Below are 24,596 nucleotides of genomic sequence, written 5' to 3' on the forward strand. Positions count from 1 at the left end.
CGTCTTTAATGAGCTTACACATTAAATAAAGTCATGTAAAAACAGTAGATCATCGCGATCTACTGTTTTTTTATAATCAAGCTTAATCAACACCCGATATAAGGATAAAAAAAGTCGAATCTGGCAGCAGCTGGTATCCCCTTCGGAGCCGTAGCGCAGTATGGTGCCCATGGCGGTATCCCCGTCAACCAAGGGGACCGTCAACGGTCTAAATCACACGATCTCACCATGATATTCCTGCAAGGACCTAACCACGGTCTTATTGGCGGCGGCTTCCTGAGACGCGGCGATTCCCTTGGCACTGGCTAGAGCGGCAGGGGTGGTAGTGATATAGGGGATTTTATATTTGATAGCGGTTTTGCGGATATAGGAATCATCCTTCACACTGAGTTTTCCAATCGGTGTATTGATCATCAATTGGATCTCGCCGTTCATGATGCCATCGGGGATGTTGGGACGGCCTTCCTCTATTTTGTGGATGAATTCGGCTTCGATTCCATGATCCTTGAGGAATTTTTGGGTCCCCTGGGTGGCTTTAATCTTAAAGCCCAGTTTGAGGAATTCCTTGGCGGTCTCGACCACCACTGAAGAGCGGTCCTGTTCGGCGATGCTCATGAGTACGGTTCCGCTGAAGGGTAAGGGGGAGTGAGTCGCTTCCTGGGCTTTGAAATAGGCCAGCCCGAAGGTATCGGCCATGCCCAGGACCTCTCCTGTGGAACGCATTTCCGGACCGAGAACGGGATCCACTTCAGGGAATTTGTCAAAGGGGAAGACCGCTTCCTTGACACCGTAATGGGCGATCTGAGCGGGTTTGAAGTTTACTGCCATATCGGTCTTTTGCCCGGTATAGTCGGCCAGGATCAATTCTGTGGCAAGCCGTGCCATAGGGATATTGCAGACCTTGGAGACTAAAGGTACGGTACGGGAAGCCCTGGGATTGGCTTCCAGGACGTAGACCTTATCCCCGGCAATGGCGTATTGGATATTCATGAGTCCTACGACATGGAGTTCCTGAGCAATCCGCTGGGTATAATCGATGATGGTATTTAGGTGGTGGTCGGCAATGGTCAGAGGAGGTATGACGCAGGCACTGTCTCCGGAGTGGATCCCCGCCAGCTCGATATGTTCCATAACGGCGGGGACGAAAGCATGGGCACCGTCTGAGATGGCATCCGCTTCCGCTTCGATGGCGTTTTCCAGGAATTTATCGATAAGGATGGGGCGTTCCGGGGTAATGTCCACGGCGGCCGCCACATACTCTTTCAGTTGCTCTTCATCAAAGACAATTTCCATGCCCCGGCCCCCCAAGACATAGGAAGGACGAACCATGACGGGATAACCGATGTTCTCCGCCACTGCTAAAGCTTCCTCCAGGGTGCTGGCCATACCTGCCTGGGGCATGGGAATATTCAGCTTCTCCATCATTTTGCGGAATTGATCCCGGTCCTCGGCCTGGTCGATGACTTCCGGTACGGTACCGAGAATTCTTACTCCAGCCTCCTGAAGTTGGGCGGCGATATTCAGAGGCGTTTGGCCTCCGAATTGGACGATGGCACCGATGGGGCGTTCCTTTTCATAGATGCTTAAGACATCTTCCACGGTCAGAGGCTCGAAATACAATTTATCTGAAGTGTCATAATCTGTGGACACGGTCTCGGGGTTGCAATTAATCATGATGGTCTCATAGCCCAGGTCTTTTAAAGCGAAAGCGGCATGAACGCAGCAGTAGTCAAATTCGATGCCTTGGCCGATGCGGTTGGGTCCGCCGCCCAGGATGAGGACCTTTTCCTTGTGGCTGGTGGTGACCTTGTCCGGCGCATTATAGGTGGAGTAATAATAGGAGGCGTTTTCCACTCCGCTTACGGGTACGGCATCCCAGGCTTGGGTCAACCCCAGTCCGAGACGCTGTCGGCGGACTTCCGCTTCGGAGACGGCTAAGAGTTTCGCCAGATAGCGGTCGGCAAAACCATCTTTTTTGGCTTGAATCAGGAGTTCGGCGGGGAACTCCTTGCCCTGGTAAGTAAGAAGCCTTTCTTCAAGGTCCACCAGTTCCTTCATCTGCTCAATGAACCAGGTCTTGACATGGGTGATGGCGGTCAGTTCCACCGGGTCAGCCCCCTTGCGCAGGGCTTCGTACATCATAAAATGCCGTTCACTGGTAGGGGTCTTAAGCAGCTCCAAAAGTTCGGGGAGAGTCTTGTCGTTAAAGTCCTTGGCAAAGCCCAGGCCGTAACGGCCTATTTCCAGGGAACGAATGGCTTTTTGGAAGGCTTCCTTGTAATTTTTGCCGATGCTCATGACCTCACCTACGGCCCGCATTTGAGTGCCCAGTTTGTCATCCACACCCTTGAACTTTTCGAAGGCCCAGCGGGCGAATTTGATTACGACGTAGTCACCCCAGGGAGTATATTTATCCAGGGTTCCTTCCCGCCAGTAAGGGATTTCATCCAGGGTCAGACCGGCAGCCAGCAAGGAAGAGATCAGGGCGATGGGGAACCCTGTGGCTTTGGAAGCCAGGGCGGAGGAGCGGGAAGTACGAGGATTAATCTCGATGATAACCACCCGGTCGGTTTTGGGATCGTAGGCGAATTGAACATTGGTCCCACCAATGACTTCGATGGCTTCCACGATGGAGTAGGCGTATTTCTGGAGCCTTCCCTGGAGTTCCTGAGAGATGGTCAGCATGGGAGCGCTGCAGAAGGAATCCCCGGTATGGACCCCAATGGCATCGATGTTTTCAATGAAGCACACGGTGATCATTTGATTTTTGGAATCCCGGACCACTTCCAGCTCCAGCTCTTCCCAGCCCAGGACGGATTCCTCCACCAGAACCTGCCCGATCATGCTGGCAGAGATACCCCGATTTACGATAGTTCTCAATTCTTCCACATTGTAGACCAGGCCGCCTCCAGTGCCGCCCAGGGTGTAGGCGGGACGAATCACCACGGGATAGCCCAGTTCTTGAGCGATTTTCTCTGCTTCTTCCACACTGTAAGCGGGACTGCTTTTGGGCATATCGATACCCAGGCGTTCCATGGTTTCCTTAAAGGCGATCCGGTCTTCACCGCGCTCGATGGCATCCAGCTGTACCCCGATGACTTTCACTCCATAGTGATCAAGAATCCCTGCTTTGGCCAGTTCAGAACTCAGGTTAAGCCCTGATTGGCCTCCTAAGTTGGGCAAGAGGGCATCGGGCCGTTCCTTCTCGATGATCTCGGTGATTCTCCGGACATTGAGGGGCTCGATGTATGTGGCATCGGCGGTACTAGGGTCTGTCATAATGGTGGCCGGATTGGAATTCACCAACACCACTTCATAACCTAGATTTTTAAGGGCTTTACAAGCCTGCGTCCCTGAATAGTCAAATTCGGCGGCCTGCCCGATGACGATGGGGCCGGACCCGATAATCATTATCTTTTTAATATCTTCTCTTTTAGGCATTGGATAACCCCTCCTTACTTTGTGTTGAAAATGGTACGCACAAGAGCTTTATATAATTATACATTATCATGCATAAATATAACATCTATAAAATGAAAAATAGCATATTTTTTTAGAAAGAGAAAAGAGACCTTCGGGGGGTCTCTTTGACATTTACGGGACTATCATTGTCGTCAAAAGTAAGTAGATACTGGTAAAAAGTAATAAAAGATAAATAATCTTTTGCAGATGTTGTTGATTAAGACGGACAAAGACAAATTGTCCAAGAATAATGCCCAGCAACATGAAAGGAATAGAAATCAGTGTGGCCTCCCAGACTATGGGAGTACTGCCATAAAGGAAGAGTTGCAGTAGAATACTGATCAGATTAATAAACACAAAATAAGCGACGGTTGTACTGCGTATGGTAGCTTTATCAAGGTTCGTTCCTGCATAATAGATCATCAGGGGAGGACCGGGCATGCCGATGCTTGTGGTGAGAAATCCAGAACACACCCCTACCAGGAGTTCCTTCCTGTCACTTTCTTTTATGCGAACTTTTGTGGCCAATAAGCATGTCGAGACCATCAATAACACACTAATGAATACTTTTAATGGCCGGACATCCATAGTGAAGATGAGGAGTCCAGGCAGAGTTCCTAATAAGCTGCCAAGGATTAATCGTTTCAGAGTCCTGACATTAACAGTATGGCGGATTTTATAAATCATCATGAGGGAGATGATAAGCGCAAGTATAATATTTAATTGGATAGCATCACGGGGGTCAAACAAGAGGAGGAGAAAGGGAATGGACATGATGGCAAAACCGAATCCAGTGGCGGCTTGTATGGTTGAGGCCGTGAGTATAATTAGTATAAGAGCATAGGTGTTCATGACTTATCCTCCTTTGTTAGCCTACAAATTTCCCACTAGCCCATAATTTAAGAGACAAGGAAAACAGAAAAATATAAAAGATTACCAAAAGGAGACGTGTGGGAACTTTGGTTTCCATACGTCTCCTTCCTTTTAAAGATATAAAAAATTTAGGATAGTAGAATTTATAGGAATGACTTCTGAGTGTTGGAGTGCGTTTGATGTATTTCTACATAATCCTGATTGTGCAGGCTGGCTGCGTTAGCTTCGTCAATATCGATATGCATTTCCAATCTATAGTGTTCGCTGACACGAATTAAGGTTTCGTTAAATACTAATCCTCGTGGACCGGCAGCGGTGACACTGATCCGCTCTTTATCCTTTACTCCGAAACGTTCTGCATCTGTAGTATGCATATGGATATGACGAGCGGCAACGATGACGCCTTCTTGTAAAGTGAGGCAGCCTAAAGGGCCTACGAGAGTAATACTGGCTGAGTTTGCTAAATCGCCGGAGTCTCTGACGGGAGGGCTGATACCGAGTTTAATCCCGTCAGAAACGGAGATTTCTACTTGGGTGTGGGTGCGGGAGGGTCCCAAAATGCGGACATTTTCAATGACTCCCTTCACCCCCACGAGGGTCACTTTTTCCTCACAGGCATATTGCTTAGGCTGAGACAAAACTTTTTTGATCTTAAAGGTATGATGCTCTCCGAAGAGGATTTTGATATCCCTTTGAGATAAATGAACATGGCGGTTGGATATGGCTACAGGGATCTTGTTGTTCTCAGATCTATGACAGATTTGTTTAATAGCTGCTTCAGTAATCATCGCAATAAGCTGGCTATTCTCCATGTGTTTCACCTGCTCTAACTCATAATACTAACAGACCTTCAACTGCTGAAGAACCTGTTTGACGATATCTTCTATAGCGTCTGATTGTATGTTCAAGGAGTCCACCTTGGGCTGCTGTAAAAGTGAAGAAGCCGCAGTTGTAAAAGTTTGTGTTTTAGCGAAGGTTGCTTTCTTGATGCCGTAGGTTAAATGTTTAATATTAATTAAATGCTGAGGTCCCAAATTTTCCGAGATGCTGCTTCCACCCCATGTACCGCAGCCTAGGGTTAAGGATGGCATGAGGCCGGTGGTTTGACCGATGCCACCAAGTGCTGAGGGAGTATTGACGATAATCCGGAAAACAGGCTTTTGAAGAAATTCGTGAATGATCGTTTCGTTAAGGGAATGAATCGCACAAGAATGGCCGATCCCGCCGAGCTTTAATAACTCAATACTTAGATTACAGGCTTCTTTCCAGTCATTAACCACGTAAAAGCCTAATACGGTGGTGAGTTTCTCGTGGGATAGAGGATAATCCCTGCCGTAACCATCCATAGGGGCAATGAGCAGTTTTGCATCAGGGGGAATGCTGATGCCGGCTTTTTCAGCAATTACTGCGGGAAGTTGTCCCACTAAAGCATTGTTCATTCCACCAGCCGGGGTGATCACGACGCGACCGGCTTTTTTCACTTCTTCTGGAGATAGGAAATAGGCACCCAGCCTTTTTAGTTCGGCTATCACTTCATCTTGGATAGGCTGGTCCACAATAATCGACTGCTCTGAAGCACAGATCATTCCATTATCAAAGGTTTTGCTGACCATAATATCAGAGACGGCTTGCTTGACATCTGCAGTTCGCTCAATGAAGACAGGAACATTACCCGATCCCACCCCAAAGGCTGGTTTACCGGCACTGTATGCCGATTTAACTAAGCCTGGTCCACCTGTCGCGATAATCGCGGCCACATCGCTGTGGTGCATCAGTTCATTGGTAGCTTGGAGGGAGGTTAGGCTGAGGCATGAACACACCCCGTCAGGAGCTCCGGCCCTGACGGCAGCCTCATTGATAAGCTCTGCAGTGGCACATCCGCATTGGACAGCAAAGGGATGGGGGGAGAAGACGATGGAATTAGCTCCCTTGATGGCGCAAAGGGCATTGTGAATGATGGTTGAGGTGGGATTGGTACGAGGTGTAACTCCTACTAATACACCCATAGGGGCGGCATAGCGAATGACTTTCGCGTAGGAATCTTCACTGATCGTGCCGATGGTTTTGATATGTTTTGTTGATTCATAGACCTCCCTCGAGGCAAAAAGATTTTTGGCTATTTTGTGCTCAACGATACCGTATTCAGTCTCCTTACAAGCCATCCGTGCCAATCTTTCAGCATTCGCTTCGATGGCTTCAACGATGGATACCAATATCTTATCAATTTGCTGCTCATTAAAATGGGCTAATTGGAGTTGGGCTTCTTTGGCCTTTTTGACGAGATGACGAGATTCTTGAATAGAAGCCAAATCAGTATCTAATACCACGATGAATCATCCTTTCCTAGTAGTGGGAGATTAATGCTATGGTGTTGGTCATCTTTACGCCTTTGCTGAATCATCGTGGGGAAGAATCATTTCGACTTCTGCGTGAGGTCTCGGAATAACATGAACGGATTTTAATTCACCTATACGTTGTGCAGCAGCAGCACCGGCATCTGTAGCGGCTTTGACCGCTCCGACGTCTCCACGTACCATGACGGTAACGAGGCCGCCCCCGACGAGAACTTTACCAATTAAATGAACATTAGCCGCTTTTACCATAGCATCAGCCGCTTCAATCGATCCAACCAAACCTTTAGTTTCAACCATTCCTAATGCATCTTGTTGCATTACGTTCGCCTCCTAAATTTAATTATTTTACTTTAGGTAAAATCATTTCAACATCGCTATGAGGTCTAGGAATAACATGAACAGAAATCAATTCACCCACACGTTGTGCAGCGGCAGCACCGGCATCTGTAGCTGCTTTGACTGCACCGACATCTCCACGAACCATGACGGTAACGAGACCACCACCTACGAGGACATCCCCGATTAAATGGACATTAGCGGCCTTTACCATGGCATCTGCCGCCTCGATGGAACCGATGAGACCTTTGGTTTCGATCATTCCTAAAGCTTCCTGTTGCATGATTAAATCCTCCTTTTAAAGGGTAATTTAGCAGATTAAAAAGGGTAAGTTAGCAGACATAAAAGAGTTTGACTTTATCTGAAGTAGACAAGGTGATGGTGGCATGGGCAGGAATATACAGTGTATCGCCAGCCTGTGCAGTATAGCAGCGGTTATCGACACAACATTCCAAGGTACCCTCGACGATGTAATCGATTTCATCCTTTGTAGTCGTTGAAGTGTAGTCGGTTTTCTCGAGGGTCATAATCCCTACCGAATAGTTGGAGCATTCTTTTTTATTAAATAGCTCTTTGATCTTGATGCAATCCTTGGGGTTACCTGTATTAAAGTCTTCTAAAATCAGATGGCTTCCCTTGACAATCCTTAAACCACAGGGGTCTGCTTCTTTATGGGGCGGTAAAGGACACTGGGGTTGCTTTAAGAAGACCATGACTTCTTCCACGATCTTGGCTAGAAGGGCAGGATCGAGGGAAGAAGCCGAGGGTTGATTTGGTGAAGAAAGGGAACGGACTGTAATTTCTACTCCCAACTCCTTAGCAGCATCGTTAGCTGCAGGGGTAATGATACTTTCTTCAGAAACATAGAGTATTGTTTGATGGTTTTCAGCTGTAGTTTTGACATCAGCAGCTGTGATTAAGGCTTTCAATGGTCATTTCACCTCCTTAGGTAGTAGTTTTCCGAAGAAGAATTTCTAACAGAGGCACTGTTTCAAATTATAATGTGGGGAAGGAATCACGACTTTCTCTACAAGCATTCCTCTTTCGGAAGCCAGAGCAGCTCCTGCTGCAACGGAGGATTCCACCGAAGCCACGTCGCCGGTGAGAGTCACAAAAGATTTTCCGCCGATTCCCATGCCGATCCGAATTTCAACCAAGTCCACTTGACCTGTTTTGGCAGCTGTATCAGCGGCAACGATGAGTGAGGCTACAGAAAAGGTTTCAATGATCCCCAAAGCTATAATCTCCGTAATGGGTGTAGTCGATGAGATGGCTTTGAGAACTTGGGGATGAACGTTGGGAAGGATAAAATCGTCAAGTACTGAGTTGGCAGCAATGCCTTTTCCAGCGTCTACAGAACTTTGAACGGCAGCAACATCACCGCAAATCAGTATAGTATACTTTCCCGGGCAAACAGGTTTTGCCTCGAGAAGGTCCACTTGGGCTGCTTTCAGCATAGCATCAGCCGCTTCGATCCCTTTAGCAATACTGTTGATTTCCACCAAACCTATGGATTCCATGGCTATTTTTCACTTCCTTCACTTGAAGAGATAAAGATGCTGTTCGTAATTTTTTTGACGACCCCGTCGATACTGGCATGAAGACAAGCCCCTATGCCATTGGTGGGAGGGAAAGCAATGGCATCGCCTTTCTTAACCTTACTTCCAACTTTAACGGAAGGTTTGCACGGGGCACCGATATGTTGGCATAATTTTATGGCGACATTGTGAACGGGATAGTTCTGTTCATTTAGGGGTGCACTTTGGTCATATTGTGTTAAAGCGAGTCGAGAAATAAGGCGCTTAATCGGTATTTTACGATGCTTCCGGAGAGGGTCGACAGTTTGGTTGGCTGGGGAGGGATCAGGCTTAATGCCCATTTTTGATAATTCATGTTTAAGCATGGCATTCACAGCTCGGGGGGAGAGCCCCATAATGCAGGCGTATTGTTCACAAACACCACATTCAGAGCAGGAAAAAGCCATTTTCATCGTGTTTTCATCCCCTTGGAGATGTTTAACCATTAGCATCATTTTGTGAGGCTCAATCTTATGTCCCAGCAGGTAACGGGGGCATAAATCCGTACAATAACGACACTGCATACAACTGACCCGTGATTGGCGCAGAACCTTGTCTGAGGGGAGAGTTTTGCTCTTAATCAAAGGATGATCTTGTGGCAAGAGGATTAATCCTTTGGTGGTTTTAGTGATGGGTTGGGCCACATCATCGACGATGTTTCCCATCATAGGGCCGCCTTCAATGATCTTCATATGTTCTAAATCATGGTAACCGGCAAACCCTAAGGCTGCGATGATGGAAGTTCCAATAGGTAATTTTATGGTCATGGGTTGATTGACTTCACCTGTAATGGTGAGATAGGTATCTGTCACAGGTTTACCTGCAACGGCATCAACGATATTGATTAAGGTTTCTACATTATTGACGATACAGTCGACTTTTAGGGGAATGCCTCCTTGGGGTATGAGACGGCCAGTCGACTCATAGACGATAAGATGTTCGTCACCGGCCGGATAAAAATCGTTCAGGATGTGAATTCGGATAGGTTTGCCGGCAATTTCTTTTTCCAGTGCGGCAATGGCATCCTTATACTTGCTTTTAAGAGCGATGATTCCTTCGCCGGCACCCGTTATAGACATCACTATTTCTAAGCCCATAACCACTTTAGCTGCTTGGGACGCCATCAGTTGCTGGTCAACTCGAAGCAGGGGTTCACACTCAGCCCCATTGACGATGACGATTTGTGCTTTTGCAGCAACTTTTACATGAGTCGGGAAACCGGCACCCCCGGCACCTACTACACCTGCTTCTTTAATTTTTTGGATTAATTCTTCACGCATTCTTAGGCACCTCGTCCGATTTATCTTTTTCCTCGTCTATGATCCCGACGATCACAGAATCGATGGGCGAGGAATTAAAGCTGTCCATATTTCGTGCTGAGCTACCTTCACTGACTAAGACCTTTTCCCCGATTCCCGCTCCAATAATGTCGGCACAAACAATGATGCGGCCTAATTCATCATTGGGACGATCAAGGAGCTGGACAATCATCAGCTTAGTCCCTATCAAAGAATCATCTTTCCGTGTGGCCCAGATACTGTTGATTACTTTTCCAATTCGCATAAATTCACCCCATGGTTACTAAGATTTGCAGACAGGATAAGGGCTGCCTGCTTAGTCGTCAGGAACAGGCCTTGGTTACTTCTAAAGCGATTCCTAAGGGAGTCACAAGGAAGGGATTGGCTGGTTTAATGACTGGCAGATGAAGCTCTGCCTCAATAATGGTTTCAAACTGTGTAAAACAGCCCGTACCGCCAACAAGAAAAACCTTATCGACGTTGCGATTTTGAATATGTTGTCTGATGATAGTCGTAAATTTTTCAATAACAGGCTTGATAGTTGGCAACAGCATCTGATGATGATTAGAATCATTTTTTAGTTTTTCTGCTTTTTCAAAAGGGATTTTACAAGCTCCTGAAATAACTAAACTCACATGGACCCCCCCTGTTGGTTCATCGGCAAGATAGGCCACCCGGCCATCTTCAATGATTGCAATACCTGTGGTTCCTCCTCCGATGTCCACGACAGCACCATTCTCAATATTCAATACATTATTGGCGGCGGAAGGTTCATCAATGGAAACGGCCACTTCAAAGCCGACAGCCTCGGCAATATAGCGAAAGGCTTTTTGGTCACCTTCGGAGGTTCCAGGGGGATAGGCTATTCCCGCTTGGAGGAGTTCTGCGTCAAGGGAATTCTCGATTTTTGCTTTGAGTTCCCCCACGATCTCAACGGCCCCATGATAATCAACAACAAGTCCGTCCCGGACGACTTGTGCAAAGCGCATGGCGCCGGCTACGGGGGCGCCGTCTTCATCAACGACTGCGAGAACGGTGTAAGCAGTGCCCAGATCGACTCCACTATAAAGCTGCTTATGTCCGCTATAGGGCTTGGGGTGCTCGATGACTTCTTGAAAAGCCTCAATGAGCTGGTTAGCTTTTCCTATAGTTTTCATGAGTGCCCTCAGTTAGCGACTCGCTAACATGCCTTTCTGTGAAAGCTGGGCAATCACATTTTCGATAATAACTTGTATCTGTTGACTATCCATCGTCTTGCTCACGGAGGAAGCACTATCACTAAGCCCCAAGATTTTAGCAGCATTTTTATACATCACTTTTTCACGAACTTCGGGTTTAAAGGGGAGTTGTTCATAATTTTTCAAAGCAATTTTAAAATCAACAAAGGGATGAGCGCTGGCGTACATGATTTTATCACTGAGAATTGAGTTGGCGGCTTCTATATAGGCGTCCGCTTGTGGGAAGAATTCATATTCTGATAACTCAAGGAAGACATTAGCATTCCGTTGTGCGACAGTAATCATTTCATTGACCCAAGGATATCCACCATGACTGACAATAATCTTCAACTCGGGAAAGTCGCGAGCTACAAAGTCAATGTAGCGAGGGGCAACATGATCGATAACCGCATTAGGAACTAAGGTTCCAGGGCCGGTGGCAATAATTAAAGGAATATCTAATTCGCAACACTTTGCATAAATCGGGTAGTATTTGGCGTCGTTAACATAAATACGGGCCAGGTAGGGGTCAATTGCGGCTCCCTTGATCCCTTCATTGTTAACAACATGTTTAAGTTCTTCTATAGCGGCCATTCCTTTGTGGGGATCTAATCCTGCAAAACCGATAAACTTGTCAGGAAATCGATGACAGAACTCGATCACACTCGTGTTATTTGATTTTGCACCGTAAGTTGTTTCACAATCCCGGCCGGAAATCACAGCCTTAACGACATGATGATGATCCAGCTCCTGAACAACTTCCTCTACAGTTTGAGGGAGCATTTTGTTAAAATCGATGGATTGGCACATCCCTTTAAAAGCAGGGTTGCTCGAGATTCCTTTTAAGATTTCTTCAGTATTAGGTCTAAATCTGAAATCAATAATGGTCATGAAGCTTCCTCCTTGTTATTAGACAGACCGGAGCGCATAGTCTGTCAAAGTTAACACACTTCAGTAAACAACATTGCAAGATTCATTCCAACCCTCTAATCAGCCTAAAGAATGTTCTGGGGATTTACATAAAGCAAATCGGTGATAAAATTGTTGTAAAGGTGCAACGAGTGAAAGGATTCGGAGTTGAGTTTGTGAATGGGGGTATAAGGACAAGGCGATTGGTGCAATACTGCATACCTGTTGCTATGATGCAACGAGTACAGGGAGGGATTATTCAATGACACAGGATTATTGGAGTAATTCGGGTATCTCTGGACTTCATCAGCAAGTTATTGAAGTGCTTTCTGAGGGAGTTTACATTTCTGATGCCGAGGGTATGACTATTGCGGTTAATTCCATGTACGAACAGCTTACCGGTTTGAAATGTAAAGAGGTTATAGGGAAAAATGTTAAGGAGCTAGTAGGTAAGGGAATATACAGTGTGGCTCTAAATCCGGAAATAGTGGTCACCGGTGAGCATAAATCGTCGGTGCAGATCACGAAGACAGGGCAAAAAGTTTTATTAAACGGCTATCCCATATGTGATGAATCAGGTAAAGTTTGCTTTGTTTTGACCTTTGTCAGAGATATTTCTTTATTGTCCCGGTTAAAGGAGCAGATTGTAGAGCAACAGGATACGATTATTAAGTACCGTGAAGCGAATAAGCATTGCAAAAAGGTCTTAAAAAGTAACTCCGAAATATTTAAAAGCAAAAAAATGCTTACCCTAATGGAAAAATTGAAAAGGATAGCCAAAACAGATGCCACAGTTTTGCTCTTGGGGGAAACTGGGGTAGGGAAAGATGTTTTAGCACACAAAATTCATGAATATAGCGCGAGACGCAATGAACTTTTCCTAAAAATTGATTGTTCGACCATCCCTGAGAACTTAATTGAATCTGAGTTATTTGGTTATGATTACGGTGCCTTTTCGGGAGCCAGTACAAAAGGGAAGGCCGGGCTGTTCGAGATGGCGGATAAAGGGACATTGTTTTTAGACGAAATTGGCGAAATTCCTTTACAGCTGCAGGTAAAGCTACTGCGTGTTCTACAGGATCAAGAAATAATCCATATCGGTTCAACAAAGGTTCGAAAAGTCGATGTCCGTTTTATCGCCGCAACCAATCGGAATTTAGAAGAAGAAGTAAAGAAAGGCCGTTTTCGGAGTGATCTCTACTATCGCTTACGTGTTGCCGATCTTGAGATTCCACCGCTACGTGAAAGAAAGGGGGACATCAGCGCCATGATGCGAGCTTTTTTTGACAAATACAATTCTAAGTATCGTAAGCAGATATCCTTTACTAAAGAGGTGGAGCAAGTGTTCCTTTCTTATAAATGGCCGGGTAATGTCCGCCAACTGGATAATTTTATTCAGAGCCTCGTTGTAACCGGTGAGAAGAAGGCTCTTGATGTACAGGATTTGCCTCAGTATATGCTTATCAATCTCAATATGGAGGAAGACTCCGCTGATCATCACCAAGAAAAATCCTTGGATCAACTTGTAAGAGATTATGAAAAAAATTTACTCAAAAAAGCCTTGGATCAATATAAATCAGGCTCGAAGGTTGCTGAGGTATTGAGGGTAGACCGCTCAACAATATTTAGAAAAGCCAAAAAATATAATCTCTTGTGATAAATGTTGCAGTTTGGAAACCTTGATGCAGGATGACAACATAGTCCTACCTATTGGGATAGTTAGCACATGCACTTTACATGAAAGAGTTTGTGCATAGTTGCAACATAGTTTTCCCTGCATTATTGCGAAGACAGCATGTTTCAAGGAATTCGTGGTTGGCATAAGTTTTGCAATGAAGAAAGGCAAGGAGCGCAATTGGTTATCTTAATAACAAAGGAGAGTGATTGACAGACGGCTTGGTTTTAACCAAAGCAGCTTAGTGAGCTATAAAAGTTATCACACTTGCCATTCACGTCCAGACCCCGGGCAAGGGGTTCCCACGAATTAGTATGAGTGAAAGGAGTTTATCAAAGATGAACGCATGCTGTTTATCCCCTCACGAGCAAAGAATTTTAGATGAACAAAAGGGCAAGGTCAGTTTCGAAGGCCGTGAGCGAGTATTCAAAATTCTAACGAGTTTCCAAAACCTTCGCCCTAAAATTGATGTCGAACGCGCAAAATATTTTACAGAGTCCTTTAAAGTGACCGAAGGCCAACCTTTACAGTTAAGATGGGCAAAAGCATTAATGCACATTGCTCAGAACATGACAGTCTATATTGATGGTGATCAACTTATTGTAGGTCGTGCCGGCTGTCAGGGACGCTATGGGATTGTTTTCCCGGAGTTAGACGGGGATTTCCTTGGCTTAGCGATTGAACAGCTGCCCCAACGTGTGGAGTCTCCCTTTGATATCGATCCCGATGATGCACAAGTTATTATCAAAGATGTTGCTCCTTACTGGAAGGGCAAGACATTCCACGAAGATTTAGCTAAGGAACTTCCCAAAGACACCTTGAAGGTAACTTATGACCCGGAAGATCCATTGATTTCAAGGTTCATTGTCAACGAAACAGCATCCTTCCGGTCATCCATTCAATGGGTGCACGACTATGAAAAGATCCTGAAGAGAGGCTTTAAGGGCATTAAAGAAGAAGCCCAGGAAAAGCTGGCCAACCTTGATCCCATGAGCCCTGTAGATAATATGGAAAAGAAACCTTTCCTCGAAGCGGTAATTATCACCTGTGATGCCATTGTCCTTTGGGCCAATCGCCATGCGCAATTAGCTGCAGATTATGCAAAAAAGGAAAGGGATCCCCAACGCAAACAGGAATTGTTGGGTATTGCCGAGAGATGTGCCTGGGTACCTGAGAATCCGGCTCGCAACTTCCGCGAAGCGGTTCAATCACAATGGTTTGTGCAGATGTTCTCCAGAATTGAGCAAAAAACGGGTACGATTATTTCCAATGGCCGGATGGACCAATATTTCTATCCTTATTACAAAAAAGATATTGAAGACGGTATCCTCACGGATGAGCAAACCATCGAACTGCTGGAATGCATGTGGGTTGGCATGGCCCAATTCATTGACCTTTACTTATCGCCCACAGGTGGCGCGTTCAATGAAGGGTATGCTCACTGGGAGGCCGTTACTGTCGGCGGTCAGACTCCCGACGGTTTGGATGCAACCAATGAGCTCACGTATCTATTCCTAAAATCCAAACAAGAATTTCCCCTTAATTATCCTGACTTGGCTGCGCGGATTCATTCTGGCTCCCCCGATCGGTACCTCCATGAAGTTGCAGAGACCATTAAAGAAGGAACCGGTTTCCCGAAACTCATCAATGATGAGGAAGTTGTGCCGCTCCTCCTCTCTAAAGGCGCAAAATTTGACGAAGCAATGGACTATGCTGTATCCGGTTGCGCTGAGTGTCGTATGCCCAACCGGGACACCTATACCAGTGGTAATCCCTATATTAACTTTGCTGCGGCAGTGGAGATGACATTGTACAACGGGAAAATGATAAAATACGGAAATGAGCAGCTTGGACTTGAAACCGGCGACCCGACTCAATTCAAGACTTGGGATGAATTCTGGGAGGCTTATCTTGCCCAACAAACCAACTTCCTTAAACATGCTTTCATTCAGCAACATATCATCATCAGGCTGCGTGCTCAACATTTTGCCTCACCCTTAGGTTCTTTAATGCACGATCTTTGTATGGAGAATTGTATCGATCTCCATCAACCCGTGATTAAAGGAGGTATTGATTTAGGTTACTTTGAGTTAATTGGCTATGGGACTGTGGTAGATTCTTTAGCTGCTATTAAGAAACTGGTCTACGAAGAGAAGAAGCTAACCATGGCTGAGTTGATTGAAGCTGTTCAGAATAACTTTGAAGGGTACGAAGCTATCCGTGAAATGCTCATGCATACACCGAAGTATGGCAACAATGATCCCTACCCGGATGCTATTGCTAAAGAAGTGGATCGTCAGGCCCTTGAATTTACGAAAAAATATTCAAAAGAGTTGGGTGTCCATTTGGATCTGAGACTTGTACCGTTCACTTCCCATGTACCTTTCGGAAAGGTCGTCAGCGCAACACCCAACGGCAGAAAAGCATGGACTCCGCTGGCTGATGGTTCCTCAGCATCCCATGGTGCTGATATTTATGGTCCAACAGCAGTGCTTCTATCCAATTTCTACTCGAAGAATTATGGTTATCGCAATCGGGCCGCTCGCTTGTTGAACCTCAAATTGAGTCCTTCCTGCGTAGCCGGTGAGGAAGGTAGCGAAAAATTAGTATCCTTCATTAGAACATGGTGCGATTTGAAATTGTGGCATGTCCAATTCAATATTATCAATAGAGAAACATTACTTGCTGCAAAGAAAGATCCTGATAAATATCGCGGTTTGATTGTTCGAGTCGCAGGCTATAGTGCCTACTTTGTAGATCTTTCCTCAGATCTCCAAGACGATATCATCGCTAGAACAGAGCATGAGGCGATCTAAGGAGGAGGTTCTTTTATGGGGGAGTCGAGGGCTTCTGATGAGCGTAGATATGGATTAGTCTTTAATATTCAACACTATTCAGTTCATGATGGTCCAGGAATACGAACAATTATTTTTACCAAGGGTTGCCCCCTCAGATGTGAGTGGTGCAGCAATCCTGAGTCTCAGCAAACACAACCACAGCTTGGATTTAATCCCCATAAATGCATAGGCATAAAAGCTTGCTTTCGATGTGCGGAGGTGTGTGTCTATGGAGCAATCAAACTGAATACAGAGGAAAACGACAAGATTTTTGTTGATCGTAAATTCTGTACGGATTGCGTGAAATGTGTAGATGTCTGTCCTTCTCAAGCCTTACAAGTCTTCGGCAAACCCATAACCGTTGAAGAAGCGATCAGGGAAGTTGAAAAAGACAGTGTGTTTTATGCACGATCCGGAGGTGGTTTAACCATTAGCGGTGGTGAACCTTTAATGCAAGCGGACTTTGTTACGGAAACATTAAAGGAAGCCCGTAAGAGAAGACTTAAAACGACCATCGAAACCTGTGGTTATGCAGATTGGCCAAGCATGGAAAACGTTTGTCAATATCTGACTTCAATTATTATGGATATCAAATGCATGGACTCCGAAAAGCACAAAAAGTATACAGGTGCTCCCAATGAGCTTATTCTAGAAAACTTTAATAAGCTTTGCGAGGGCTTTCCAAAGTTGCCAAAACTTATTAGAACCCCAGTGGTCCCCGGTTTTAACGATACAGAAGAAGATATTAAGGAAATTGCCAATCTTGTTAAGGGTAAACTCAATGTTACTTATGAGCTGCTTAAGTATCACCGTCTAGGACAACAAAAATATCACTTTTTGGGGAAAGATTATCCACTAAGTGATACCCAGCTTGGGGACGCAAAATTTGAACAACTTAAGGAGCTCGCAAAGTCCATTTTAGACTAGAGAGTGTTTGGAAGGAGAATGGTATATGAAAAAGAGGTTATTTAAGCTTTCGATTCTCATCTTATCCTGTCTTCTTGTCTTTTCTCTGTCAGGGTGTAAAAAGGCTGATGAAGCCGCCGCTCCAGCCGCAGGATCAGGAGTTGCTGATAAAAAAGTCGTCATTCGTTTGGGACATCCCATGGCACCTGGTAATAATGTAACGGTGGGTTATGAAAAATTCAAGGAAATCGTCGAGCAAAAGTCTGGCGGAAGAATTGAAATTCAAATCTTCGGAAATACAACCCTAGGTAGTGACCGTGTAACAATGGAATCCACCCAAAAGGGCACTTTGGAAATGTCCTCCAGCTCATCTCCCAATATGGCCAGTTTTGCCCGTGAATTCATGGTCTTCGACCTTCCTTATATCACCCAACCCGAAAATCAACAAAAATTGTACGACGCTTTAGATAATGGTGAACTAGGCAAGTACTTGGACAACGTGTGTGCGAAAGTCGGCTTGAAGCCCATTATGTACAGTGAATATGGCTACCGTAACTTTGTGACCACGAACAAACCCATCGCCAATGCCTCCGATTTAAAAGGCTTAAAAGTGCGGACCACGGATTCACCTGTAGAAGTTGCTGTGGCTGAGGCTTTAGGAATGAGCGCTACTCCGGTCGCCTGGGGAGAAACGTATACAGCATTGCAACAGGGAACCGTTGATGCAGAAGGAAATACCTGGGGCTTGCTTTCGGATGCGAAGCATGGTGAAGTACTATCCTACGGCATTGACTCAGGCCATAACTACAGCATGCATTTGCTCATGATCAATAAAAATTATTTTGATGCTTTGCCTCAAGACCTACAAACGATATTAGTAGAATCCGGTAAGGAGGCTCTGGATTGGCAGCGTACAGTAACCATTGAGCTGGAGGATAAAGCCAAACAAAAGCTAATCGATGACGGAATGACGATTAAAGAATTGTCTCCAGCTGAAAAAGAAGAATTTAAGACCTTAACTCGTCCGATTTGGGATAAATTCCCGGAAATTCCTCAAGAATTGATTGATTTAGTCACAGCTACTCAACAATAACAGCAACAGCATTTGAAGACAGGGGGGGAGGGGGGTAACTCCTGCTCCCTCTGTCCAAATAGGACAGGAGGTTAGTTATGATAGATATTTCAAAAAAACCAGAAGCTTCTTGGAAAAAATGGCTTAAATGGATCGATGACTATTTTGAAGTACCATTTCTTGTGATCGGCATGCTGGCTATTATTGTTTTGATTACTTATCAAACCATCTATCGTTATATCGTCTCTAATATCACCGGCGGTACAGCAATTGTTGGATTAGAAGAAGCATCACGCTTTATCTTCATATGGATATCCTATTTAGCGATTCCATTGGCTATCAAACAGCGAAATAATATCAGGGTTGATATTCTCTATGATCGCCTTTCCGATAGGTGGCAAAAAATGAGTTGGATCGTTGTCGATGGCTGCATTCTTATATTAACAGCAGTAATCTTTTTTATGGGAATAGATCATTTGCAAATGATGTTAAAGTATCCTCAGATTTCTCCGGCATTGAATATACCCTTTTTTATTCCCTACTTAATTTTACCCATTGGCTTTGGCTTAATGTCGATTCGATGTCTCCAGGACTTGGTTAAGCAAATCCTGGAGAGCGGTCTAAAAGATACTCTGATCGGAGTTTTGATAGTAGCTGTAATTTTTTCTCCGCTTTTTTTGGATTTCGATATCCCAGCCATGGCTTGGCTTTTCGGATACTTTGTGCTTTTTGTTTTTATTGGTGTACCCATTGCCATGTCCCTAGGTCTTTCCGCTTTAGCCACTATTCTCTGTGCCCATACTATGCCGATAGAGTATATATCACAAATTTGCTTTACTTCCATCGATAGCTTTCCCATTATGGCTATCCCGTTTTTTGTAGCCGCAGGTGTCTTTATGGGTGAAGGAGGATTATCCAAACGGCTCTTGGGTTTGGCTGATGAACTCTTAGGCTCCTTTACCGGCGGCTTGGCCTTGGCTACGGTTGCCACCTGTATGTTTTTTGCTGCCATAAGCGGCTCAGGACCGGCTACTGTAGCTGCCATTGGTTCTTTAACCATTCCGGCAATGGTTGAAAGGGGGTATTCCCGAGGATTTTCTGCGGCACTTGTTGCAGTTGCCGGATCCATCGGGGTTATGATTCCTCCGAGCAATCCCTTTGTCGTTTATGGCGTTTCAGCTCAAGTCTCGATTGGTAAGCTCTTTATGGGTGGTATTGTTCCTGGCTTAATCGTTGGATTCGCTTTGATGGGCGTCAGTTATTATTATGCCAAAAAGAACAACTGGAAAGGTGAAGCTCGAAAACGCACCTTTCGAAGTGTTGGTAAGGCCTTTTGGGAGGCCAAATGGGCCTTGATGGTTCCGATTATTATTCTGGGTGGTATTTATTCCGGGTACATGACACCTACTGAATCTGCGGCTGTAGCGGCGTTCTATGGTCTGATCGTAGGCGTTTTTATCCACAAAGGCATTACCAGAAAAAATTTCGTGTATTGCTTTACGGAATCCTGCAGTACCTCTGCTATCATTATTGTTTTGATGGCGATGGCCACCATCTTTGGTAACATCTTGACGATTGAACAAATTCCGACTAGGATCGCTACCTGGATGTTGGCGATAACCGACAGTAAATACCTTATTTTGTTAATTGTTACCATATTATTGCTCTTCGTTGGCACATTCATGGAAGCTTTAGCGGCCATTGTTATTCTCACGCCAATTCTGCTTCCCATTGCCACTAAGGTTGGTATCGATCCGATTCACTTTGGGATCATCATGGTTGTCAACCTGGCTATTGGATTTATAACGCCACCCGTAGGAGTCAACTTGTTTGTCTCAAGTGGTATAGCGAAACTAAAGATCGAAGAGATTGCCAAAGCGGTTGTTCCCTTCCTCTTGGCCATGATTGCCGTCTTGTTGTTGATTACTTATGTGCCTTCCATTTCGATGTTCCTTACTCAATTTGTGAGGTAATACATTAACCAGTAAACCTTATGCCCTTCTATGGTGAGATATTCTTGACCATGGGAGGGTATTTTTAAGGTATTAATATATTAAGTTTTTAAAAACGCGGTTTTACCTGCTGGAAAATTTAAGGAGGAAAAAATGGAACATTCTTTAGGTACTTTATTGCCATTGTATTCAGTCATTCCTTTTGTAGGTATGTTGTTGTCCATTGCACTGGGGCCTGTTCTGTTTCCAAAATTTTGGCATCATCATTTTGGTAAGGTATCAGCTGCCTGGGCAGCACTGCTTGCTGTTCCACTGATCGTAGCTTATGGAAAACAAGGTGTTGATGAGCTGCTCCATTTACTCATCGCGGATTACATTCCCTTTATCGTTCTTATCGGGTCCTTATTTACAGTCGGTGGTGGAATCTTAGTTCGTACATCCTTAAGGGGGACAACTTGGGTCAATGCAGGTTTCCTGACGATCGGGGCTATTATCGCTTCATGGATGGGGACTACAGGAGCGGCTATGTTATTAATCCGCCCATTCCTGCGTGTGAATAAGGATCGTAAGTATAAGGCCTTTATGGTAGTATTCTTTATTTTTATGGTTGCCAATGTGGGAGGAGCATTGACCCCATTAGGGGATCCACCGCTTTTCTTGGGCTTTTTGCATGGAGTACCTTTCTTTTGGACCTTACGCCTTATTACACCCATGGCTGTAGTGCTGGCCGGGCTCCTACTAATTTATATTGTTTTCGATAAGTACTTTCTGGCTAAGGAACAAAAAGAAGGCAATTTAGCCTTTGCTTCATCTTCTTGCAATGGGGTTGCAGCCAAAGATAACTCCAGTGGAGATTCAACGTTGGGAAAAAGATTGGAAGTTTTAGGCGTTCAAAACTTTATTCTGTTAGCCGCAATTATTGGTGTTATTCTATTTAGCGGTTATGTTAAGATGAGCGAAGTATCTATTCTGGGGGTTCATCTTGGCTGGCAGGATGTTATCCGTAATCTGGTACTTGTAGCTATTGTGGTTATCTCCATGAAAATCACACCCAAGGCAGTTCGTGAGGAAAACGAATACTCCTGGGGGCCAATTTTGGAGATCATTTATCTCTTCTTCGGAATCTTTGTCACCATGGCTCCTGCTTTAGCGATATTGAAGGCTGGTGAGTCCGGAGCTTTGTCTTTTATTACTGCAGCAGTAAAAGAGCCGGTTCAATACTTCTGGATTACCGGAGCATTGTCCAGCTTCCTTGACAATGCCCCAACGTACCTAACCTTCTTTAGTACTGCTTTAGGTCAATTCTATCCAGGTATGGCTGAAGCCCCTGCAGTGGCTCAGTTCTTAGTCGACCAGCCCTTATACCTTCTGGCAATTTCTGCTGGATCGGTGTTCTTTGGAGCGGTTACCTATATCGGCAATGCCCCTAACTTTATGGTTCGCTCCATTGCTGAAGAATCCGGAGTAAAAATGCCTAGCTTTTTCGGCTATATGGCGTATAGCTTCTGCATTCTCCTTCCCCTCTTTGGGATAGTCACCTGGCTTTTCTTTCTTTAAGATTTAGAGGGTCGGTGTATCATCATTTTCACCGCCCCTGTGGTATAATTTGTTATATAGGATAGACGGGAAGGATCCATGATGCTGGAACATAAATCCAAGGACTTTGATATCGTTCTCTTCGATGCTAACAGCTATTACGCCAGCTGCCATCAGGCAGTGAATCCTGAGCTCAAAGGAAAGCCTCTGCTGGTGGCCGGGGATCCAAGGAACCGGACGGGGATTGTCCTTACGGCCAGTTACGAGGCGCGGCTCTGTGGGATTAAGACAGCCATGCCTTTATTTCAGGCTTTAAAGCTTTGTCCGGAAGCGGTGGTGTTATCTCCGGATTTTCGGCTCTATCTTGATCTTAGCGAAAAAATGTGGCGGATCGTTGAGCGCTACACAGACGAAAATCATATCGAAAGGGTCTCTGTGGATGAGTGCTTTGCGAATTTTCGAGGCTCCCACCTTCTTTTTGGCAGTACGGAAGAGATAGCCCGTCGGGTACAAAAAGAGATTCTTGAAGAGTTAGGTCTGGGGATATCGGTAGGGATCAGCTATTGCAAAATTCTTGCTAAGCTGGCCAGTGATTATCAGCGAGATCCAAAGACCAGGATAAAGCTTCCCCGCAGCTTTACCATTATCGCTCCGGGTGATCTGGAGAGTAAGGTATGGCCTTTAGGGGTAGGGGAGCTGTCCGGGATCGGCAAGCAGACGGAAAAACAGCTGGAGGGTATGGGGATCCGAACCATTGGGGATTTGGCTCACGTTTCTCCTCAAGTTCTCCGGAAGCGTTTTGGCATTTATGGAACCAAACTGCATGAATGGGCTAATGGGTGTGATGATCGGCCTGTGACACCGGAAGATCATGTTAAGGATCATTCCATTGGGCGGTCCATCACTTTGCCCCAAGACATAAAAGACCCGGAGCAGGGGGCAGAGGTCCTGCTTTTTCTGGCCGATAGTGTGGGAAGAAAAATTCGCCAGGAGGAGACCAAGGCTCAGACCCTTACGGTACAGGTCAAGGATGCAGAATTTAAGACCCGGACCTATTCCACTACCCTTTTTGAACCCACGGATATTACTGATGTGATCTATCAAGAGAGTCTTAAGCTCTTTGAAAAATGGCCTCTAGGCAAACCCATCCGCTTGCTGGGTATAACTGCCAGCCGTCTGCAAAAGGGCATAGAGCAGCTCAGCCTGTTTCAAGAAGAGGTTCAAGAACAGACTGAGCTGGATCGAACGGTGGATGAGATTCGCAATAAATATGGATCTGAGATCCTTATGCGCGGAACCCAATATCTTTCTTTAAGCAGAAAGCTAGCGGTCAGAAGTTCGAAAGATAAACAGAGATAAGAATATAGATATATGTGAAGCTTAGATGGTCAAATCCACATGCTGAAGAGTTCCCACAGTACCGTTTTCATTCAAGTAAATGCCGGTCTTTCTGATCTCCCCCAGGGATTGATTGCTGGAATCTTTCAGACCGAAGTTGGTGGCTACGTTACCTAGATAGATGGCTCCTATTCCTTTTTCACCCAGGGCGAAGAGTACATCTTCTCCCTTTTCGTTTTTGGTCCAGATGCGGAGCTTATCATAGATAGGGTCGTTTTCATCGATCCAACCATTGTTATCACTGTCATAGACGGCCAAATCAGCAAAGCCGTCTCCGCTTTTCGTCCCGAAGAGCTCGCTGCCGTCGTTGATGATGCCGTCCTGATTTTTATCCAGAGCGATAAACCCACTTCCTGGGGCCAGGAAGGAGATGAGCTCGGTATTGCCGTCAGAGTCAATGTCAAAGACGTATTTTTGCTCTGTTAACTGGGCGGAGCTGACCCCCAGGTTAATCACCAGAGGATCGATGGTCACAGCACCTCCGGCCCGGAAGCTGATGTTGTTTTGATAAGCAAAGCTGCGGCTCATATTCAACTGAAGTTGCAGATTGATGGTCTTGCCGTCCGTAGTGGTTACCTGGCCTTGGGCGGAAAAGGACATGGACTGCTCTTCGGTATACTCTTCCCTGGATTCGAAGATGATGCCCCAGTTTTGATTGGGAATTCGGTTGGGGAAAAAGGGAAGATTGCCCGGATCATTGAGGACGAGCTTTTTGGGCACCAAGAAGTGCATCTTCTTGCCGGTGATGGCTTCAAGCATGATTAGGAGCAGGTCCAGCTTGCGCCTGTCCTCTTCACTCATGTCCAAGCTGATCTCTTGGGATCGATGGACATTGGAAGCAGGACTTTGCAGGCCTTTAAGCGAATCAGATAAATCAAGAATGTCTGCATTCTCCAGGCTAAGGGTCGGCTTTCCGGCGACATCTTTGCCCAGCCAGCCCTGCAGGGTGACATCCTTTTTGTAACTCTCAGAATACTTGGATTCCCCTGCCATGACGATGGACGAGTTTTGAATTTTCATAGGGCGACCTCCTTGTCTTTAATTTCATCCTTAAAAAACCCTTATCTATGTTATCGGAATATTACCGGCAATACTTGACAGTATTTAGGAGGGGTTTATAAAATTTAGAAGTAAATGACAATGGAGAAGGATTCAAGGTAATAATAAAGAATAAATGGTATACAATGGAAGAGG

At 45.3% G+C, this 24,596-nt stretch carries 21 protein-coding genes; 7 read left to right on the plus strand and 14 right to left on the minus strand.

What is annotated here, in order from left to right:
• Positions 1 to 21: 21 nt before the first annotated feature.
• From DESPCE1_RS22890 to DESPCE1_RS0101765, 13 genes are all read right to left on the minus strand, one after another.
• Positions 22 to 171, minus strand: coding sequence for a hypothetical protein (locus tag DESPCE1_RS22890; protein ID WP_019849275.1), 150 nt, complete (start codon positions 169 to 171; stop codon positions 22 to 24).
• A 42-nt stretch (positions 172 to 213) separates the two neighbouring features.
• Positions 214 to 3,441 (minus strand): carbamoyl-phosphate synthase large subunit, encoded by a 3,228-nt coding sequence (carB, locus tag DESPCE1_RS0101705; RefSeq protein ID WP_014792315.1) that lies wholly within the window; start codon positions 3,439 to 3,441, stop codon positions 214 to 216.
• 153 nt (positions 3,442 to 3,594) lie between these two features.
• Positions 3,595 to 4,314: a sulfite exporter TauE/SafE family protein gene (locus DESPCE1_RS0101710; RefSeq protein WP_019849276.1), complete on the minus strand. Its 720-nt coding sequence runs from the start codon at positions 4,312 to 4,314 to the stop codon at positions 3,595 to 3,597.
• A 164-nt stretch (positions 4,315 to 4,478) separates the two neighbouring features.
• The gene (gene pduL, locus DESPCE1_RS0101720; RefSeq protein WP_014792318.1) at positions 4,479 to 5,147 is read right to left on the minus strand and encodes a phosphate propanoyltransferase; all 669 of its coding nucleotides are present in this window, start codon (positions 5,145 to 5,147) and stop codon (positions 4,479 to 4,481) included.
• Between the two features lie 27 nt (positions 5,148 to 5,174).
• Positions 5,175 to 6,662, minus strand: a complete 1,488-nt coding sequence (locus DESPCE1_RS0101725) for an aldehyde dehydrogenase family protein (protein ID WP_014792319.1) — start codon at positions 6,660 to 6,662, stop codon at positions 5,175 to 5,177.
• A 54-nt stretch (positions 6,663 to 6,716) separates the two neighbouring features.
• The gene (locus DESPCE1_RS0101730; protein ID WP_014792320.1) at positions 6,717 to 7,007 is read right to left on the minus strand and encodes a BMC domain-containing protein; all 291 of its coding nucleotides are present in this window, start codon (positions 7,005 to 7,007) and stop codon (positions 6,717 to 6,719) included.
• A 22-nt stretch (positions 7,008 to 7,029) separates the two neighbouring features.
• Positions 7,030 to 7,308, minus strand: a complete 279-nt coding sequence (eutM, locus tag DESPCE1_RS0101735; RefSeq protein ID WP_014792321.1) for an ethanolamine utilization microcompartment protein EutM — start codon at positions 7,306 to 7,308, stop codon at positions 7,030 to 7,032.
• Between the two features lie 49 nt (positions 7,309 to 7,357).
• Positions 7,358 to 7,954: an ethanolamine utilization protein EutQ gene (locus DESPCE1_RS0101740; protein WP_019849277.1), complete on the minus strand. Its 597-nt coding sequence runs from the start codon at positions 7,952 to 7,954 to the stop codon at positions 7,358 to 7,360.
• A gap of 45 nt (positions 7,955 to 7,999) precedes the next feature.
• Positions 8,000 to 8,545 (minus strand): BMC domain-containing protein, encoded by a 546-nt coding sequence (locus tag DESPCE1_RS0101745; protein WP_014792323.1) that lies wholly within the window; start codon positions 8,543 to 8,545, stop codon positions 8,000 to 8,002.
• Between the two features lie 2 nt (positions 8,546 to 8,547).
• Positions 8,548 to 9,882: a 4Fe-4S dicluster domain-containing protein gene (locus DESPCE1_RS0101750; RefSeq protein ID WP_019849278.1), complete on the minus strand. Its 1,335-nt coding sequence runs from the start codon at positions 9,880 to 9,882 to the stop codon at positions 8,548 to 8,550.
• Entirely contained in the window at positions 9,875 to 10,165 is a 291-nt protein-coding gene (locus DESPCE1_RS0101755) for a EutN/CcmL family microcompartment protein (RefSeq protein ID WP_014792325.1), read from the minus strand. The genes DESPCE1_RS0101750 and DESPCE1_RS0101755 overlap by 8 nt, the downstream gene beginning before the upstream one ends.
• Positions 10,166 to 10,223: 58 nt before the next feature.
• Positions 10,224 to 11,057 (minus strand): ethanolamine utilization protein EutJ, encoded by an 834-nt coding sequence (eutJ, locus tag DESPCE1_RS0101760; RefSeq protein WP_019849279.1) that lies wholly within the window; start codon positions 11,055 to 11,057, stop codon positions 10,224 to 10,226.
• A gap of 12 nt (positions 11,058 to 11,069) precedes the next feature.
• A complete protein-coding gene (locus DESPCE1_RS0101765; protein ID WP_014792327.1) occupies positions 11,070 to 12,008 on the minus strand; it encodes an amidohydrolase family protein in 939 nt (312 codons plus the stop codon).
• A 280-nt stretch (positions 12,009 to 12,288) separates the two neighbouring features.
• Between DESPCE1_RS0101765 and DESPCE1_RS0101770 the strand changes: the two genes are divergently transcribed.
• The 7 genes from DESPCE1_RS0101770 (at position 12,289) to DESPCE1_RS0101800 (ending at position 23,363) form a co-directional block, all read left to right on the plus strand.
• On the plus strand, positions 12,289 to 13,683 hold the full coding sequence (locus DESPCE1_RS0101770) for a sigma-54-dependent Fis family transcriptional regulator (protein WP_014792328.1): 1,395 nt from the start codon (positions 12,289 to 12,291) through the stop codon (positions 13,681 to 13,683).
• A gap of 356 nt (positions 13,684 to 14,039) precedes the next feature.
• Entirely contained in the window at positions 14,040 to 16,517 is a 2,478-nt protein-coding gene (locus DESPCE1_RS0101775) for a glycyl radical protein (RefSeq protein WP_014792329.1), read from the plus strand.
• A 15-nt stretch (positions 16,518 to 16,532) separates the two neighbouring features.
• A complete protein-coding gene (locus DESPCE1_RS0101780; RefSeq protein WP_014792330.1) occupies positions 16,533 to 17,465 on the plus strand; it encodes a glycyl-radical enzyme activating protein in 933 nt (310 codons plus the stop codon).
• Between the two features lie 25 nt (positions 17,466 to 17,490).
• A complete protein-coding gene (locus DESPCE1_RS0101785; RefSeq protein WP_014792331.1) occupies positions 17,491 to 18,537 on the plus strand; it encodes a TRAP transporter substrate-binding protein in 1,047 nt (348 codons plus the stop codon).
• A 77-nt stretch (positions 18,538 to 18,614) separates the two neighbouring features.
• Complete coding sequence (locus DESPCE1_RS0101790) at positions 18,615 to 20,489, plus strand: TRAP transporter large permease subunit (RefSeq protein WP_019849280.1); 1,875 nt, start codon at positions 18,615 to 18,617, stop codon at positions 20,487 to 20,489.
• A 132-nt stretch (positions 20,490 to 20,621) separates the two neighbouring features.
• Complete coding sequence (locus tag DESPCE1_RS0101795) at positions 20,622 to 22,025, plus strand: sodium:proton antiporter (protein ID WP_019849281.1); 1,404 nt, start codon at positions 20,622 to 20,624, stop codon at positions 22,023 to 22,025.
• Between the two features lie 81 nt (positions 22,026 to 22,106).
• Complete coding sequence (locus tag DESPCE1_RS0101800; protein WP_019849282.1) at positions 22,107 to 23,363, plus strand: DNA polymerase IV; 1,257 nt, start codon at positions 22,107 to 22,109, stop codon at positions 23,361 to 23,363.
• Between the two features lie 21 nt (positions 23,364 to 23,384).
• Here the strand turns inward: DESPCE1_RS0101800 and DESPCE1_RS0101805 are convergent, their stop codons facing one another.
• Positions 23,385 to 24,422 carry a hypothetical protein gene (locus DESPCE1_RS0101805; RefSeq protein WP_019849283.1) on the minus strand — a complete coding sequence of 346 codons (1,038 nt, stop codon included), beginning with the start codon at positions 24,420 to 24,422 and terminating at the stop codon, positions 23,385 to 23,387.
• Positions 24,423 to 24,596: the final 174 nt, after the last annotated feature.

The sequence above is a fragment of the Desulfitobacterium sp. PCE1 genome (assembly GCF_000384015.1).
GTDB classification, from domain to species: domain Bacteria; phylum Bacillota; class Desulfitobacteriia; order Desulfitobacteriales; family Desulfitobacteriaceae; genus Desulfitobacterium; species Desulfitobacterium dehalogenans.